Annotated in this window: 14 protein-coding genes; 7 read left to right on the top strand and 7 right to left on the bottom strand. The window is 72.7% G+C overall.

Features of this window, described 5'->3' with window-relative positions; all coding sequences use genetic code 11:
* Positions 1-230: 230 nt before the first annotated feature.
* Genes OG899_RS09255 through OG899_RS09245 form a run of 3 tightly spaced genes read right to left on the bottom strand, consistent with a single transcriptional unit; the run spans position 231 to position 2,435 of the window.
* Positions 231-962, bottom strand: coding sequence for a Mut7-C RNAse domain-containing protein (locus OG899_RS09255; protein ID WP_125500118.1), 732 nt, complete (start codon positions 960-962; stop codon positions 231-233).
* A gap of 33 nt (positions 963-995) precedes the next feature.
* Positions 996-1,664 carry a TetR/AcrR family transcriptional regulator gene (locus OG899_RS09250; protein ID WP_125500119.1) on the bottom strand — a complete coding sequence of 223 codons (669 nt, stop codon included), beginning with the start codon at positions 1,662-1,664 and terminating at the stop codon, positions 996-998.
* A gap of 57 nt (positions 1,665-1,721) precedes the next feature.
* Positions 1,722-2,435, bottom strand: coding sequence for a hemolysin III family protein (locus OG899_RS09245; RefSeq protein ID WP_168131888.1), 714 nt, complete (start codon positions 2,433-2,435; stop codon positions 1,722-1,724).
* Positions 2,436-2,769: 334 nt separating this feature from the next.
* Between OG899_RS09245 and OG899_RS09240 the strand changes: the two genes are divergently transcribed.
* From OG899_RS09240 to rfbB, 3 genes are all read left to right on the top strand, one after another.
* A complete protein-coding gene (locus tag OG899_RS09240) occupies positions 2,770-4,602 on the top strand; it encodes a phosphoenolpyruvate carboxykinase (GTP) (RefSeq protein ID WP_125500121.1) in 1,833 nt (610 codons plus the stop codon).
* Positions 4,603-4,838: 236 nt separating this feature from the next.
* Positions 4,839-5,012, top strand: coding sequence for a hypothetical protein (locus OG899_RS09235; RefSeq protein ID WP_168131887.1), 174 nt, complete (start codon positions 4,839-4,841; stop codon positions 5,010-5,012).
* 211 nt (positions 5,013-5,223) lie between these two features.
* Positions 5,224-6,210 carry a dTDP-glucose 4,6-dehydratase gene (gene rfbB, locus OG899_RS09230; protein WP_125500122.1) on the top strand — a complete coding sequence of 329 codons (987 nt, stop codon included), beginning with the start codon at positions 5,224-5,226 and terminating at the stop codon, positions 6,208-6,210.
* A 76-nt stretch (positions 6,211-6,286) separates the two neighbouring features.
* Here the strand turns inward: rfbB and OG899_RS09225 are convergent, their stop codons facing one another.
* The gene (locus OG899_RS09225) at positions 6,287-6,772 is read right to left on the bottom strand and encodes a hypothetical protein (RefSeq protein ID WP_229814250.1); all 486 of its coding nucleotides are present in this window, start codon (positions 6,770-6,772) and stop codon (positions 6,287-6,289) included.
* Positions 6,773-6,872: 100 nt separating this feature from the next.
* On the bottom strand, positions 6,873-8,084 hold the full coding sequence (locus tag OG899_RS09220; protein ID WP_125500123.1) for a pyridoxal phosphate-dependent aminotransferase: 1,212 nt from the start codon (positions 8,082-8,084) through the stop codon (positions 6,873-6,875).
* Positions 8,085-8,351: 267 nt separating this feature from the next.
* Here OG899_RS09220 and OG899_RS09215 point away from each other — a divergent pair, with 267 nt between their 5' ends.
* Positions 8,352-9,275: a serine protease gene (locus OG899_RS09215; RefSeq protein WP_189428218.1), complete on the top strand. Its 924-nt coding sequence runs from the start codon at positions 8,352-8,354 to the stop codon at positions 9,273-9,275.
* Between the two features lie 49 nt (positions 9,276-9,324).
* Here OG899_RS09215 and OG899_RS09210 read toward each other — a convergent pair whose 3' ends face one another.
* Together OG899_RS09210 and OG899_RS09205 are read right to left on the bottom strand one after the other, a co-directional pair.
* Positions 9,325-10,974, bottom strand: coding sequence for an amidohydrolase family protein (locus OG899_RS09210; protein WP_125500125.1), 1,650 nt, complete (start codon positions 10,972-10,974; stop codon positions 9,325-9,327).
* Between the two features lie 87 nt (positions 10,975-11,061).
* On the bottom strand, positions 11,062-12,330 hold the full coding sequence (locus OG899_RS09205; RefSeq protein ID WP_189428217.1) for an amino acid deaminase: 1,269 nt from the start codon (positions 12,328-12,330) through the stop codon (positions 11,062-11,064).
* A 259-nt stretch (positions 12,331-12,589) separates the two neighbouring features.
* On the opposite strand from OG899_RS09205, the gene OG899_RS09200 reads away from it, so the two are divergent.
* Genes OG899_RS09200 through OG899_RS09190 form a run of 3 tightly spaced genes read left to right on the top strand, consistent with a single transcriptional unit; the run spans position 12,590 to position 14,843 of the window.
* Complete coding sequence (locus OG899_RS09200) at positions 12,590-13,666, top strand: sugar kinase (protein ID WP_189428224.1); 1,077 nt, start codon at positions 12,590-12,592, stop codon at positions 13,664-13,666.
* A complete protein-coding gene (locus tag OG899_RS09195; RefSeq protein ID WP_125500127.1) occupies positions 13,663-14,436 on the top strand; it encodes an IclR family transcriptional regulator in 774 nt (257 codons plus the stop codon). Before OG899_RS09200 ends, OG899_RS09195 begins: the two co-directional genes overlap by 4 nt.
* Positions 14,433-14,843, top strand: coding sequence for a RidA family protein (locus OG899_RS09190; RefSeq protein WP_125500128.1), 411 nt, complete (start codon positions 14,433-14,435; stop codon positions 14,841-14,843). Before OG899_RS09195 ends, OG899_RS09190 begins: the two co-directional genes overlap by 4 nt.
* Positions 14,844-15,013: the final 170 nt, after the last annotated feature.

Genomic DNA, 15,013 nt, shown 5'->3' with positions numbered 1-15,013 from the left:
GCGGCCCTGAGCGGCTGAGCCGACCGACCCGGAGCGGCTGCGCGCGGCACTGAGCGGCTGAGCCGACCGGACCCGCCCCGCGCGGCGGAGCCACGGTCCGCGCCCCGCGCCACCGGACAGCACGTGGCGGTCCCACGGTGCGTACGGCGCGCGGCCGCACCACGGCCCGCATGGCGCCCGGCGGCGGCGCACGGCACGCACGGCACGCGGCCGGGCAGCCGCGCCCCGGCTCACCCCAGCTGCGCCCGTATGCTCATCGCCTCGTCCACGATCGCCTGCAGCTGGTCGTGGTGGGCGCCCTTCCAGTAGGCGCGGCCGCAGGCGCGGCACTGGGCGAAGACGTCGTAGGTGCGCCGGGTGCCGTGCTCCAGCTGGTCGGCCACCTCGTCCTTGGTGGCCTCGCGCAGCAGGCCGTTGCAGGCGCTGCAGCGGGTCCAGGGCCGCAGCTCGGGGCGGAAGCGGTCCAGCACGTCGCGGAGCTGGTCGTCGGGGCGGGTGCTGTAGACGAAGGCGCCCGCCCACAGTTCGCGGCGGCGCAGCAGACCGCGGTCGCGGCTGAGCAGCACCCGTTTCTCGGCGGCCGAGCGGGCCGCGAGGGCCGCGTCGCCGATGTCCGTGGACTCGTACGCCGTGTCCACGCCGAGCAGCCGCAGCCGGCGGGCGAGGGTACCCAGGTGCACGTCGAGCAGGAAGCGCAGCGGGGCGCCGGGGACGTGCTGGGGGCGTTCGACGGCGAGCACCCGCACGGTCTCCTCGGCGCGCGGGACGTGCGAGGCGGGAACCTCGCGCCCGTCCACGACCAGGCCGCCGACCTCGGTCAGCGGCACGCCGAGAGACTCCACGACGTGCCCGAGGGAGGAGGCGCCGTCGGTGACGACGGGGCTTGCGCCGCGCCGCCGCGTGTGGTCGACGAACACGTGCAGGGCGGGGGCGAACTCGACGTGGATCTCCGGACCGTTCACCCGGCCAGCATGGCACGGTCCGGTCCCGATGCCTCAGGAGATGTCCCGCGGCAGCCCCTGTTCCAGGGTGGTCAGGGCGCGGTCGACCAGGTCGGCGAGGTCGTCGCCGTGGTCGTGCTCGGCCCAGTACAGGGCGGTCTCCATCAGGCCGCCGACCAGGGACATGGCCCAGACCCGCACCTCCAGGTCGTCCCGGCGGCGGCCGGTGCGTTCGGCGATCGTGCCGCAGAGGGTGCGGCCGGCGGCGGTCATGCTCTCCAGCATCCGGGTGCGGACCGCGGGCACCTGGGCCATCAGCCGGGTCCGCATCCGTGCCGTCTCCGGGTCGTCGTCGGCACCCAGGTCGAGCGCCGTGCACAGGACGCGGTGCAGGGGGTCGGCGGAGGTGTCGTCGGCGGGCCGGTCGTGCGGCCGGTGAGCCGGTGCGGGGTTGCCGGTGTCGGGGAGGACGATGTCCTCCTTGACGGGGAAGTAACGGCACACGGTGGACGGCGACACCTCGGCCCGGTCGGCTATCTGCTCGATCGTCGTGGCGTGGTAGCCCTGCTCCCGGATGAGCGTCCACGCCGCGGAGCGGATCGCCTCCCGGGTCTGGATCTTCTTGCGTTCCCGCAGGCCGAGCGCGGGCCGGTCGGCGGGGGAGAGGGAGGAACGTGCGGCCGTCGTGGGCTCATTGTCGGCGGTCCTGCGCCGGGCGGCCATGCGCGGACGGCCCCGGCGCATCGCCGGCCGGAGCCGTCCGTGCGCGGGCCGGAGGGCCTAGGCGTGCCGGTAGGCCACGAGCGAGATCCCCACGTAGTGGACGACGAACGCCGCCAGGGTGAAGGAGTGGAAGACCTCGTGGAAGCCGAACCAGCGCGGTGACGGGTTGGGGCGCTTGATGCCGTAGACGATGCCGCCCGCGCTGTAGAGCAGGCCGCCGGCGATCACCAGGACGAGGACGGTCAGGCCGCCGGTGCGCAGGAAGTCCGGCAGGAAGAACACCGCCGCCCAGCCCATGGCGATGTAGCACGGGGTGTACAGCCAGCGCGGGGCGCCGACCCAGACGACGCGGAAGACGATGCCGGCGGCGGCCGCGGCCCAGATGCCCCACAGCAGCCACTGGCCCTTGGCGCCGGGCAGGAGCAGCAGCGTCAGCGGGGTGTAGGTGCCCGCGATGATCAGGAAGATGTTGGCGTGGTCGAGGCGGCGCAGGACGCCGCCCAGGCGCGGGCCCCAGCTGCCGCGGTGGTAGAGCGCGCTGACGCCGAAGAGCAGGCAGGCGGTCAGGACGTAGACCGCGCAGGCGATCCGTGCACGGGCGGACCCGGCGAGGGCGGTGAGCACCAGGCCCGCGACGAGCACGGCCGGGAACATCCCCAGGTGCAGCCAGCCACGCAGTTTCGGTTTGACCGGGTGCGGAAGGGACGGCGCAGCCGGACGTCGGCCACCGGCCGACGGATCCAGGAGCGCGTCGGAGGCGGACGCAGTCATGCGCTGCATGCTAGCGACGTCACCGTAAGTCGGAGATCAGTACGCAGCGTGTACGGACGCGATCACACCGCCGCGGGGTGGAACGTAAAAACTTCGTCAGCCCGTGCGGCCGCCCTCAGGCCGCAGATGCGGGCCTGACAAGGGCGGCGCCGCCGAGGCGGAACAGAAACATGGCGTTCGTCACGCCGCTCACATGTGATGCCCCCTGGACAGATGGGCGCTCTCGTCGGACGATCAAATGAGTGCGGTCGGCACCGGATGAGCGGCTACGAAGCATCCGGGTCGCAGCCCCCACGGGGCGAGAAAGAAGCAAACCCCTCATTTAGGAGCAATCGTGGCGCGCGACATCGCGGCTCCCCCCGTCGTCCCGACCAACCACCAGGGCCTGATCTCGTGGGTCAACGAGATCGCGGACCTCACGCAGCCGGACAACGTGGTCTGGTGTGACGGATCCGAAGCCGAGTACGAGCGACTGTGCGAAGAGCTCGTCCAGAAGGGCACCTTCCGGAAACTCGACCCGGTCAAGCGCCCCAACTCCTACTACGCGGCCTCCGACCCCTCCGACGTGGCCCGCGTCGAGGACCGCACGTTCATCTGCTCCGAGAAGGAGGAGGACGCCGGTCCCACCAACAACTGGGTGGCACCCGCCGAGATGCGGGAGATCTTCCAGGGCAAGGACGGCAAGGGCGGCATCTTCCGCGGCGCCATGCGCGGCCGCACCATGTACGTCGTCCCCTTCTGCATGGGGCCGCTGGGCTCCCCGCTGTCCGCGATCGGCGTGGAGATCACCGACTCCGCGTACGTGGCCGTGTCGATGCGCACCATGACCCGCATGGGACAGGCCGTCCTCGACGAGCTCGGCGACGACGGCTTCTTCGTCAAGGCCGTGCACAGCCTCGGCGCCCCGCTTGAGCCCGGGCAGCAGGACGTGCCCTGGCCGTGCAACAGCACCAAGTACATCTCGCACTTCCCCGAGACCCGCGAGATCTGGTCCTACGGCTCCGGCTACGGCGGCAACGCCCTGCTCGGCAAGAAGTGCTACGCCCTGCGCATCGCCTCCGTCATGGCCCGCGACGAGGGCTGGCTGGCCGAGCACATGCTGATCCTCAAGCTCACCCCGCCGCACGGCGAGCCCAAGTACGTCGCCGCCGCCTTCCCCAGCGCCTGCGGCAAGACCAACCTCGCCATGCTGGAGCCGACCATCTCCGGCTGGACGGTGGAGACCATCGGCGACGACATCGCCTGGATGCGGTTCGGCGAGGACGGCCGGCTGTACGCGATCAACCCCGAGGCCGGGTTCTTCGGCGTCGCGCCCGGTACCGGCGAGCACACCAACGCCAACGCGATGAAGACGCTGTGGGGCAACGCCGTCTTCACCAACGTCGCCCTCACCGACGACGGCGACGTGTGGTGGGAGGGCATGACCAAGGAGCCCCCGGCCCACCTGACCGACTGGAAGGGCCGCGACTGGACCCCGGACTCGCCCGAGCCCGCCGCGCACCCCAACGCCCGCTTCACCGTCCCCGCCTCCCAGTGCCCGATCATCGCGCCGGAGTGGGAGGACCCCAAGGGCGTGCCGATCTCCGCGATCCTCTTCGGCGGCCGCCGGGCCACCGCGGTGCCGCTGGTGACCGAGTCCTTCGACTGGAACCACGGTGTGTTCCTCGGTGCGAACGTCGCCTCCGAGAAGACCGCCGCCGCCGAGGGCAAGGTCGGCGAGCTGCGCCGCGACCCGTTCGCCATGCTGCCGTTCTGCGGCTACAACATGGGCGACTACATGGCCCACTGGATCGAGGTCGCCAAGGACAAGGACCCGGCCAAGCTGCCGCGGATCTACTACGTCAACTGGTTCCGGAAGAACGACCAGGGCGAGTTCGTCTGGCCCGGCTTCGGCGAGAACAGCCGCGTGCTGAAGTGGATCGTGGAGCGCCTGGAGGGCACGGCCGAGGGCGTGCGCACCCCCATCGGCATCCTGCCGGCCGAGGGCGCCCTGGACACCGACGGCCTGGACCTGTCGGACGAGGACCTGGAGTACCTGCTCACCGTGGACCGGGACGTCTGGCGCGAGGAGGCCGCGCTGATCCCCGCCCACCTCGACACCTTCGGCGACCACACCCCCAAGGAGCTGTGGGACGAGTACCGGGCGCTCGTCGAGCGCCTGGGCTGAGCCGCCCACCCGGCTCCGCCGGACTCCGCGGCCGGCCGCCCGACCTGCCCTGACCTGCGTCGTCGCTCAGGCCGGCCGCGGCACGCACCGCACCGGGACCGGGTCCACGCCTGGGGAGCGGATCCGGCCCCGTGCCGTGCCGCCCGGCCCCGCAGCGCCCGCTGCGGGGCCGGGCGCCGTATGGCCCGTCACGCCCCGGGTACTCGGACGGCTCGGGGAAGGAGGGTGATGCGGGCATGGCTGACGGTGATTTCTACAAGCACGACCGTCCGGAGGACCCGGATCTGCCCGAGGACCGCCCGCGCGGCGGCGGCCCGGACGAGCCGCAGGGCAGCGGCAACTGGCCCGTGTGGGCGATCGTCCTGGGCATCCTGGTCCTGTTCGTGATCTTCGTGGTGGTGTTCGGCTGACCCACTGCCTCGTCGCGGTGGCGTTCGGCCCGCCCACCGCGCGCCGGCCCCGTCGCGCCGCCCCGGCCGACGGCTGACGTGGCTGCCCTCGGTCCGTACCGCCGCCCCGCCGCACCACCTCCGCACCCCCGCCACCGGTCCCCTCCGGCCCGACGGCATCCTGGACCTGCCGCCCCGCGGGCGGCAGCGGCGAGGGGAGAACGCGGAGCACATGCGCATACTCGTGACCGGCGGCGCCGGTTTCATCGGCTCGGAGTACGTCCGCCGGGCGCTGGTGGCGGGACCGGACGCACAGCAGGCGCCGTGGATCACCGTCCTGGACGCGCTGACCTATTCCGGTGTCGAGGCCAACCTGGCCCCCGTGGCCGGCCATCCCCGCTGCACCTTCGTCCGCGGCGACATCTGCGACCCCGACGTGGTCGACCAGGTGATGGCGGGCCAGGACGCGGTGGTGCACTTCGCCGCCGAGTCGCACGTGGACCGCTCGATCACCGGCGCCGATCCGTTCGTGCGCACCAATGTGCTCGGCACCCAGGTGCTGCTGGACGCGGCCGTGCGGCACCGCGTCGGCCGCTTCGTGCACGTCTCCACCGACGAGGTGTACGGCTCGATCGGCGAGGGCGCGTGGACCGAGCAGGCGCCGCTCGCCCCCACCTCGCCCTACTCCGCGTCGAAGGCCGGATCCGACCTGCTGGCCCTCGCCTGCCACCGCACCCACGGCCTCGACGTCGTGGTCACCCGGTGCACCAACAACTACGGGCCGTACCAGTTCCCCGAGAAGGTCATCCCGCTGTTCGTGACCCGTCTGATGGAGGGGGAGAAGGTGCCGCTGTACGGCGACGGCCGCAACCGCCGCGACTGGCTGCACGTCTCCGACCACTGCCGGGCCATCGACCTGGTGCTGCACGGCGGCCGGGCCGGCGAGGTGTACCACATCGGCGGCGGCACCGAGCTGAGCAACCGGGAGCTGACCGCGCTGCTGCTGGACGCCTTCGGCGCCGGCTGGGACCGGGTCGAGCACGTGGCCGACCGCAAGGGCCACGATCTGCGCTACGCCCTGGACGACAGCAAGATCCGCGAGGAGCTGGGCTATGCGCCCGAGGTGGCCTTCGCCGACGGTCTGGCCGCCACCGTCGACTGGTACCGCGACAACCGCTGGTGGTGGCAGCCGCTGCGGGAGGCCGCCCGGCTGCGGTGAGGCGCCGCGCTCGCGGGCCGTCGCCGTCTCCGGCCGGTGCGGCGTGCCGCCGCCCGCACACGGCGCGGCGCGGCCCTCAGTGGGCCGCGCCGCTCAGTTCCGCGTGCTGCGCCGGTGTCGTCTCCTGCTCCGGCCGCTTCCCGCCACCGGCCTCGTCGAGGGCGGCGGCGTGCGCGTCCATCCGCTCGGCCGCCAGGATGGCCGCGGCCGTGTCCGCCCGGGAGGCGGCGACCACGAGCGCCCGTCCGGCCAGCGCGTGCGCCCGCCGGTGCAGTGCGGCCGCGTCGCCCGGGGTGCGGGAGGCCGGGACGGGGGCACGCACCGGGGCGTGCCCGCCCCGCAGCCGGGCCACCTGCTCGGACAGGCGTTCGGCGGCGGCGTCCAGGTCCGTGGAGGGTGCCGTCGTCCGCAGCTCGTCGGTGACGGCCAGCAGGGCCGCGAGATGGCCGGCGAGCTGTATCTCCAGCTCCTCCTCGCGGGGGCGGTGCGGGACACCGGAGGGGGTGCCGGCCATCGTGTGGACGGACCGGCGGGAAGACCCGGAGCGGATCGGTTCGTACATGGGACGGCCTCCTGTGTTCTGACAGAAGCCATCCTAGCTTGGAATGCGTCTAAAGTTGAGTCGTGTCGCGACGGGTCGGTAAGGGCACCCTGGGTGAGCGTCAGGGCTGACTGTAGCCGTCCAGGAAGGTGCCGATCCGGCTCACCGCGTCGCGCAGATCGCCGACCGTGGGCAGGGTGACGATCCGGAAGTGGTCCGGCTCGGGCCAGTTGAAGCCGGTGCCCTGCACCACCATGATCTTCTCGCGGCGCAGCAGGTCCAGAACCATCTGCCGGTCGTCCTTGATCTTGAACACCTTCGGGTCGAGGCGCGGGAAGAGGTACAGCGCCCCCTTGGGCCGCACGCAGGTCACGCCCGGGATCTGGGTGAGCAGGTCGTAGGCGACGTCCAGCTGCTCCTTCAGCCGCCCGCCGGGCAGCACCAGGTCGTTGATGGACTGCCGTCCGCTGAGCGCGGCGACCACACCGTGCTGACCGGGCATGTTCGCGCACAGCCGCATGTTGGCCAGGACGGTCAGGCCCTCGATGTAGCTGTCGGCGTGCGCCCGGGGACCGGAGATCGACATCCAGCCGACCCGGTAGCCCGCCACCCGGTACGCCTTGGACATGCCGTTGAAGGTCAGGGTCAGCAGGTCCGGGGCGACCGCCGCGGTCGGGGTGTGCGTGGCGCCGTCGTAGAGGATCTTGTCGTAGATCTCGTCGGAGCAGACCAGCAGGTTGTGGCGCCGGGCGATGTCGGTCAGCCCCTTGAGCACCGCACGGTCGTAGACCGCGCCGGTGGGGTTGTTGGGGTTGATGATGACGATCGCCTTGGTGCGGTCGGTGACCTTGCGCTCCACGTCGGCGAGGTCCGGCATCCAGTCGGACTGCTCGTCGCAGCGGTAGTGCACCGCCGTGCCGCCGGACAGGGAGACGGCCGCCGTCCACAGGGGGTAGTCCGGCGCCGGGACCAGCACCTCGTCGCCGTCGTCGAGCAGCCCCTGCATCGCCATCACGATCAGCTCGGAGACGCCGTTGCCGATGAAGACGTGCTCGACGTCGGTCTCGATGCCGATGGTCTGGTTGTGCATCACCACCGCGCGCCGGGCCGCCAGCAGCCCCTTGGCGTCGCCGTAGCCGTGGGCCGTGCCGACGTTGCGGAGGATGTCCTCCAGGATCTCCGGCGGGCACTCGAAGCCGAACGCGGCCGGATTGCCGGTGTTCAGCTTCAGGATGCGGTGACCGGCAGCCTCCAGCCGCATCGCCTCCTCGAGCACCGGGCCCCGGATCTCGTAACAGACGTTGGCGAGCTTGGTCGACTGGATCACCTGCATGTGTGCGAGCTTACGGCGTGGCGACGTGCCGTGGCTCGTGTCTTCCGCCACCCGAGACGCCCCCGATCGGGCGATCATGGCCCTGCTCCGGGGCTGCCTCACCTCGACTTCCGTATGCTGCCGCCCTGTTGACGCGATGCGCCGGAGTGCGGACCGCCCCCGGCGGCCGGCCGTGGCTGCTTGTTCTCGTCCCCTCCCGCAAGAACAATGCACATGACAATGCGGCCGGCGGTCCGGCCGCTCACGTCTGCAGAGGGGACCCCCCACATGAACAAGCCTCTCCTGGCCGCGCTGTGCTCCCTGGCGATCGCGGGCCTCGGCGCGACGCCGGCGGCCGCCGCGCCCGCGGCGCACCCCACGCCCGAGCGGACCCCCACGACCTCGCTCGTCGGCGCCCTGACGTCGATCACCGACGACCTGGCCCGCACGGCGAAGGAGACACGGGCGGCCCGGGCCGCGGCGGGCAGCTTCGCCGGCACCGTCGCGCTGAGCAACTGCTCCGGCTCCCTCGTCCGCCTGCCGGACTCGGCCGACTCCGACCCCGCGCTCGTCCTCAGCAACGGCCACTGCCTTCAGAGCGGCTTCCCCGCCCCCGGCGAGGTCGTCACCGGCCAGTCCTCCAGCCGCACGGTCGGCCTGCTCGACGCCTCCGGCAGCACGGTCGCCACGCTCCGCGCCGACCAGCTGGTCTACGCGACCATGACGGACACCGACGTCTCCCTGTACCGGCTGACCTCCACCTACGCGCAGATCAAGAACGCGTACGGCATCGACGCGCTGACCCTGAACGACACCCACCCGGTCGCCGGCACCGACATCCAGGTCGTCTCCGGCTACTGGAAGCGGATCTACAGCTGCCGCATCGACGGGTTCGTCCACCAGCTCAAGGAGGGCGACTGGACCTGGAAGGACTCCATCCGCTACACCTCGGCCTGCGACACCATCGGCGGCACCTCCGGCTCCCCGGTGATCGACACGGCCACCGGCAAGGTGATCGCCGTCAACAACACCGGCAACGAGAACGGCGGACGCTGCACCGTCAACAACCCCTGCGAGATCGACGAGAACGGCAACGTGACGGTCCGCCGGGGCATCAACTACGCCGAGCAGACCTACCAGATCCCCGCCTGCTTCACCACCGGCAACCGGCTCGACCTGGACGCGGCCGGCTGCACCCTGCCCAAGCCGTGACCGCCGGCGGGCCGGACGGCGCTCACATCGCGGCGCACCGTCCGGCCCGTCACACCGCGGCGCGGCGCACCGTCCGGCCCGCCAGCACGTCGGTGCGCCGGCCGTCCTCGATGACGAACCGGCCGTCGATCAGGACGTGAGGGATCCCGGTCGGCAGGGTGCGCGGCGCGTCGAAGGTGGCGCCGGGCGCCACCGTGCGCGGGTCGAAGAGCACCAGGTCGGCCCGGTACCCCTCACGGACCAGCCCCCGGTCCGGCAGCCGCAGCCGGGCCGCCGGGCGACCGGTCAGATGCGCCACGCACTCCTCCAGCGACAGCACCCCCAGCTCCCGCACATACCGTCCCAGGTACTGCGGGAAGGTGCCGTACGCCCGCGGATGCGGCTTGTCGCCCTGAAGGATGCCGTCCGAGCCGCCGGTGTGCACCCGGTGCCGCATGATCGCCCGCACGTTCTCCTCGTGGCCGACGTGCTGCAGGATCGTCGTGCCGAGCCGGTCGCCGAGCAGCAGCCGCCGCGCCACGGTCCACGGGCTCTCGCCGCGCCGCGCCGCCGACGCGGCCACCGTGTGCCCGACGTACTCGGCCAGCCCCGGCTCGGTCACCCCGGAGATCTCGACGGTCTCCCACTCCACGGGCACCCCGTGGCACCCGTCGGAGCCGGTGACCTCCAGATCGCGGCGGATCCGCTCGGCGGTCGCCTCGTCGGTGAGCCGCTGCCGGATCCGCTCCGGTCCGCCCTCGCTCGCCCAGCTGGGCAGCAACGCCGCCAGGGTGGTGCAGCCGGGGGTGTAGGGGTAGGTGTCGAGGCTGATGTCGGCGCCCGCGGCCAGCGCCTCGTCCAGCAGCGCCAGCAGCTGCGGCGCACGGCCCTTGTTCGGAGCGAAGTTCAAGGTGGCGTGCGCCAGATGCAGCGGGCAGCCCGCCTCACGCGCCAGCGCCACCATCTCCCGGTACGCCTCGAGCGCCCCGGCGCCGTAACTGCGGTGGTGCGGGCAGTAGTAGCCGCCGTGGCGCGCCACCACCCGGCACAGCTCGGTCAGTTCGGCGTCCTTGGCGTACATGCCGGGCGTGTAGGTGAGCCCCGAGGACATCCCGACCGCGCCCTGCTCCATGCCCTCGGCGACCAGCCGGCACATCCGCCGAAGCTCCTCGCCGGTGGGCTCACGGTCCTCCCAGCCCATGACGAGCGCCCGCACCGTCCCCTGCGGTATCAGATACGCCGCGTTGACGGCGATGCCCCGGCCGTCGAAGCCGTGGTCCAGCCGGTCCAGGTACTCGCCCACCGAACGCCAGGTGACGTCGATGTCGTCGCCGTACCCGTTCCACCCGGCGATCGCCCGGCGCACCTCCTCCAGGGTGCGGTCGTCGACCGGCGCGTACGACAGCCCGTCCTGCCCGATCACCTCCAGGGTCACGCCCTGCGCCAGCTTCGCGCTGTGGTCGGGGTCGCGCAGCAGCGCCAGGTCGCTGTGCGCGTGCATGTCGATGAAGCCGGGGGAGAGCACCAGCCCCTCCGCGTCCAGCTCCCGCCACGCCCGGGGTCGCTGGCAGCCGGCCGCCGCGGCCTCCTTGACGATCGAGACGATCCTGCCGCCCGCCACCGCCACGTCCGCGCGGTAGGACGGGCCGCCGGTGCCGTCCACGACGTCCGCGTCCCGGATGACGAGGTCGGCGACATCGCCGGGGTCGACCGGATCCATCAAGGGCCTCCTGCGCTGAGAACGGAGTCGGGGGAAGACGGCGAGGCCGCGAGGAGCGGCCTTCAGGACACCACGGAACAGGGGCCGTCAGAAGAAGGTGCGGACGTAGTCGACGACGGTGCCGTCCGCGCGCACCACCGGGATCAGCTGCCACTTGTCGAACGACGTGCACGGATGGGACAGCCCCAGCCCGATCCAGTCCCCGACCGCGAGATCGGCCTCCTCGGTGGTGGCCAGCCAGGTGTGCTGGTCGGACAGCCCGGTCACGGTGATGCCGGTGGCCACGTGCTCGGCACCGTCCCGGTGCACCACCTGCGCGAAGGGCAGGTGCAGGTCGTAGGCGGCGTCCCGCTTCCCGGCGTTGGCGAAGGCCTGCGCGGCGGTCGGCCGGGAGACGACCTGCGCCCACAGCCGGAACGCCGGCTCCAGCGCGCCCTCCTCCGGCACCCGGTTGAACGGGGTCAACTCCCGGTAGTGACCGTCGTCGTGCGTGACGTACGCGCCCGAGCGCAGCAGCTTCAGCACCGGCCGCGACAGGGCGGGAGCGGCGGCGAACACCTCGGCGACCGCGTCGAACCAGGCGCTGCCGCCCGCGCTCACCACGATCTCGTCGGTCCGAGCGAAGTGCCCGGCCTTGTCCAGCTCCGCCGCGAGCGCCACCAGCCGCCGCAGATACGCCCGCACCCGCTCGCCGTCCGCCTGCGGCACCTCGCCCTCGTACCCGGCGACCCCGACCAGCCGCAGCGTCGGCACCCCGGCCACCGCCTCGGCGATCCGGGCGCACTCCGCCTGAGTGCGCGCCCCGGTGCGTGCGCCCTCGCCCGCGCCCAGCTCCACGACCACGTCCACGGGCCGCTGGGCACCTCCCCGCAGCGCGGCGTCCATCAGCTCCACCCCGCGCACCGAGTCGACGTAGCAGACCAGGCGGAAGGAGGGGTCGGCGGCCAGTTCGGCGGCGACCCAGCGCAGCGCGGCGGCGTCCACCAGCTCGTTGGCCAGGAAGATCCGCTGCACGCCGAACGCCCGGGCGACACGCACCTGGTGCGGCACGGCGAGCGTGATGCCCCAGGCACCGTGCTCCAGCTGCCGCTGGAAGAGCTGCGGCGCCATGGAGGTCTTGCCGTGCGGCGCGAACGCCAGCTGGTGCCGGGCGGTGTACGTCTGCATCAGCCGCAGGTTGTGCTCCAGGTGCTCGGCGGACAGCGTGAGCACGGGCGTGGTGAAGCCGCCGGTGAACAGATCGCGCCGCTGGGCGGCCAGCTCACCGACCGTCAGCCCGTCGGCGTCCGGGGGAAGTCCCTTGAACCGGTGGTCGACCCGTTCCTCGGCCAGACGGGCCAGCGCCTCCCTGCGCATGGAACCTCCCTGATCAGGCACGTTGCACATCATGCAACAGCCATTGCACGCTTCGACACCCGCTGTCTAACATCTCGGCCACGCGAGGTCAACGGACACCGCCCCCGACACCGCCCGGGACGCCACCCCGGGACACCGCCCGGCCGACGGGCACGGACGACGGCCCGTACGGCTCCCCGTACGACGACCCGTTCGCCCCTGTACGACGGCCTCGCGGCCACCCCGCACCCACCACCGAGGAGCCCCGAGCAACGTGACCGTGACCACCACCGGACCCGGCACCGGCCCCGACGGCGTCCAGGCCGTCGACGTCGCCGCGCTCGGCGAGTCCATGGTCACGTTCCTGCCCACCCGCCCCGGCCGCCTCGCCGACGTGCCGTCCTTCGACCGGGCCATCGGCGGCGCCGAGAGCAACGTCCTGTGCACCCTGGCCGCCGCCGGACACAGCACCCGCTGGGTGAGCCGGGTCGGCACGGACGGCTTCGGCGACCACCTCGTGGAGACCATCGCCGGCCACGGCGTCGACGTCCGCTTCGTCGGCCGCGACCCCGACCGCCCCACCGGCATCTACTTCCGCTCCGCCGGCGACCGCGCCGGCGACGCCCACGAGGTCGCCTACTACCGCGCCGGCTCCGCCGCCTCCGCCATGGACACCGGCACCGTCGACCACCGGGCCCTGCACGCCTGCCGTGTCCTGCACCTGACCGGCATCACCGCCGCCCTCTCCGACGGCTGCCGGGACCTGCTGCGCGACCTGACCGCCCCCCGCCCCGGCCGGCCGCTCGTCTCCTTCGACGTCAACTTCCGTCCCACCCTGTGGCGCCGCGGCAAGAACCCCGAGGTGCTGCTGGAACTGGCCCGCCGCGCCGACCTGGTGTTCGTCGGCGACGACGAGGCCCGCGCCGCCTGGGGCCTGGACGACGACCGGGCCCTGCTGCGGGAGCTGACCGGACCGCACACCGTCGTCGTCAAACACGGCGCCGCCGGCGCCACCGTCTACGAGCTGCGCGCCGGCCGTCCCCAGGAGCACGCCGCCACCCACGTCCCCGCCCCGGCCGTCGACGTCGTCGCCCACGTCGGCGCCGGCGACGCCTTCGCCGCCGGCTACCTCTCCGCCGCCCTGCGCGGCCTGCCTCCGCGCGACCGGCTGCGCCACGGCCACCTCACGGCCGCCGCCGCGCTCACCGTCCCCGGCGACCTCGCCCCGCCCCCCGCCCGCGACCTGGCCGACCGGCTGTGCGCCCTCGACGAGCAGGCGTGGGAGAGACTGCGACTCGGCCCCGGCTGGACCACCGCCACCGCGGACGGGGCCGAGAAGGAGGGACGTACACCATGAGCCAGACCGTCGACCGCGCCCTGAGCATCCTGCCGCTGCTCGCCGAGGGACCCGCCGACCTCGGACAGGTCGCCGACCGGCTCGGCGTGCACAAGTCCACCGCCCTGCGCCTGCTGCGCACCCTGCACGACCACGGCCTGGTCTACCGCCAGTCCGACCAGCGCTACCGCCTCGGCGCCCGCCTGTTCGCCCTCGCCCAGGAGGCGATGGAGAACCTCGACGTCCGCGAGATCGCCCACCCCCACCTCGTCCGCCTCAACGAAACCTGCGGACACACCGTGCACCTGGCGGTGTACGAGGAAGGCGAGGTCCTCTACATCGACAAGGTCGACAGCCGCTACCCGGTGCGCATGTACTCACGGATCGGCAAACCCGTCGCCATCACCGTCGCCGCCGTCGCCAAACTCCTCCTGGCCGACCTGCCCGAACCCGAACGCCGCGCCGTCGCCGAAAGCCTCGACTACCCCCTCTACACGGCCCGCTCCACCCCCGACGCCGCCGCCTTCCTCAAGGAACTGGCCACCGTGCGCGAACAGGGCTGGGCCACCGACCTCGGCGGCTTCGAGGAATCCATCAACTGCGTCGCCGCCCCCATCCGCGGCGCCGACGGCCGGGTGGTCGCCGCGATGTCGGTCTCCGCACCGAACGTCGTCGTCACCGCCGACGAACTCCTCACCCTGCTCCCGCTGGTGCGCCGCACCGCGGACGCCATCAGCGACGAGTACTCCGGAAGAACCCCCGTGACGGACCCCACGAAGGACACCGCATGACCGAGAAGATCGCACTCACTCCGAAGACCCACACCGTCCCACCGGCGAAGTTCTCCCACGGGGTGAAGAAGGGCACCATCCTCCAGGTCGCCGGCCAGGTCGGCTTCCTGCCCCACGAGGAGGGCAAGCCCCCGACGCCCGCCGGCCCGACCCTGCGCGAGCAGACCCTCCAGGCCCTCGCCAACGTCCAGGCCATCCTCGAAGAAGGCGGCGCCACCTGGGACGACGTGATGATGATCCGCGTCTACCTCACCGACGTGGACCACTTCGCCGAGATGAACGAGATCTACAACGCCTACTTCGAGGAGCAGAACCTCACCCAGCCGCCCGCCGCGCGCACCACCGTCTACGTCGGTCTGCCCCCGGGCCTGCTCATCGAGATCGACGCGCTCGCCGTCCTCGGCTGACGCGCCCTCACCCCTTCACCTGTAACCACCGCACCGCCGTACGGCGCGGCGCTCACCACCCCTCGGGCGCCGCGCCGCGCTGCCCCCTGTCCGGACACCCGACACCCGCCCGGCCCGGGGCCCACCCCCCACCTCCCTTTCCCCGCATGCACTCAGCCCGAGGACCCCCG

This window comes from Streptomyces thermoviolaceus, assembly GCF_045209695.1.
In the GTDB taxonomy this organism is placed as follows: Bacteria; Actinomycetota; Actinomycetes; order Streptomycetales; family Streptomycetaceae; genus Streptomyces; species Streptomyces thermoviolaceus.
The sequence above is the reverse complement of the archived record's forward strand: the minus strand, read 5'-3'. Positions and strand labels throughout refer to the sequence as shown.

Excerpts from the sequence above, each read along its gene's own strand:
- OG899_RS09250 (WP_125500119.1), bottom strand. The coding sequence starts at position 1,664 with ATGGCCGCCCGGCGCAGGACCGCCGACAATGAGCCCACGACGGCCGCA.
- OG899_RS09245 (WP_168131888.1), bottom strand. The coding sequence starts at position 2,435 with ATGACTGCGTCCGCCTCCGACGCGCTCCTGGATCCGTCGGCCGGTGGC.
- OG899_RS09235 (WP_168131887.1), top strand. The coding sequence starts at position 4,839 with ATGGCTGACGGTGATTTCTACAAGCACGACCGTCCGGAGGACCCGGAT.
- rfbB (WP_125500122.1), top strand. The coding sequence starts at position 5,224 with ATGCGCATACTCGTGACCGGCGGCGCCGGTTTCATCGGCTCGGAGTAC.
- OG899_RS09225 (WP_229814250.1), bottom strand. The coding sequence starts at position 6,772 with ATGTACGAACCGATCCGCTCCGGGTCTTCCCGCCGGTCCGTCCACACG.
- OG899_RS09220 (WP_125500123.1), bottom strand. The coding sequence starts at position 8,084 with ATGCAGGTGATCCAGTCGACCAAGCTCGCCAACGTCTGTTACGAGATC.
- OG899_RS09215 (WP_189428218.1), top strand. The coding sequence starts at position 8,352 with ATGAACAAGCCTCTCCTGGCCGCGCTGTGCTCCCTGGCGATCGCGGGC.
- OG899_RS09210 (WP_125500125.1), bottom strand. The coding sequence starts at position 10,974 with ATGGATCCGGTCGACCCCGGCGATGTCGCCGACCTCGTCATCCGGGAC.
- OG899_RS09205 (WP_189428217.1), bottom strand. The coding sequence starts at position 12,330 with ATGCGCAGGGAGGCGCTGGCCCGTCTGGCCGAGGAACGGGTCGACCAC.
- OG899_RS09195 (WP_125500127.1), top strand. The coding sequence starts at position 13,663 with ATGAGCCAGACCGTCGACCGCGCCCTGAGCATCCTGCCGCTGCTCGCC.
- OG899_RS09190 (WP_125500128.1), top strand. The coding sequence starts at position 14,433 with ATGACCGAGAAGATCGCACTCACTCCGAAGACCCACACCGTCCCACCG.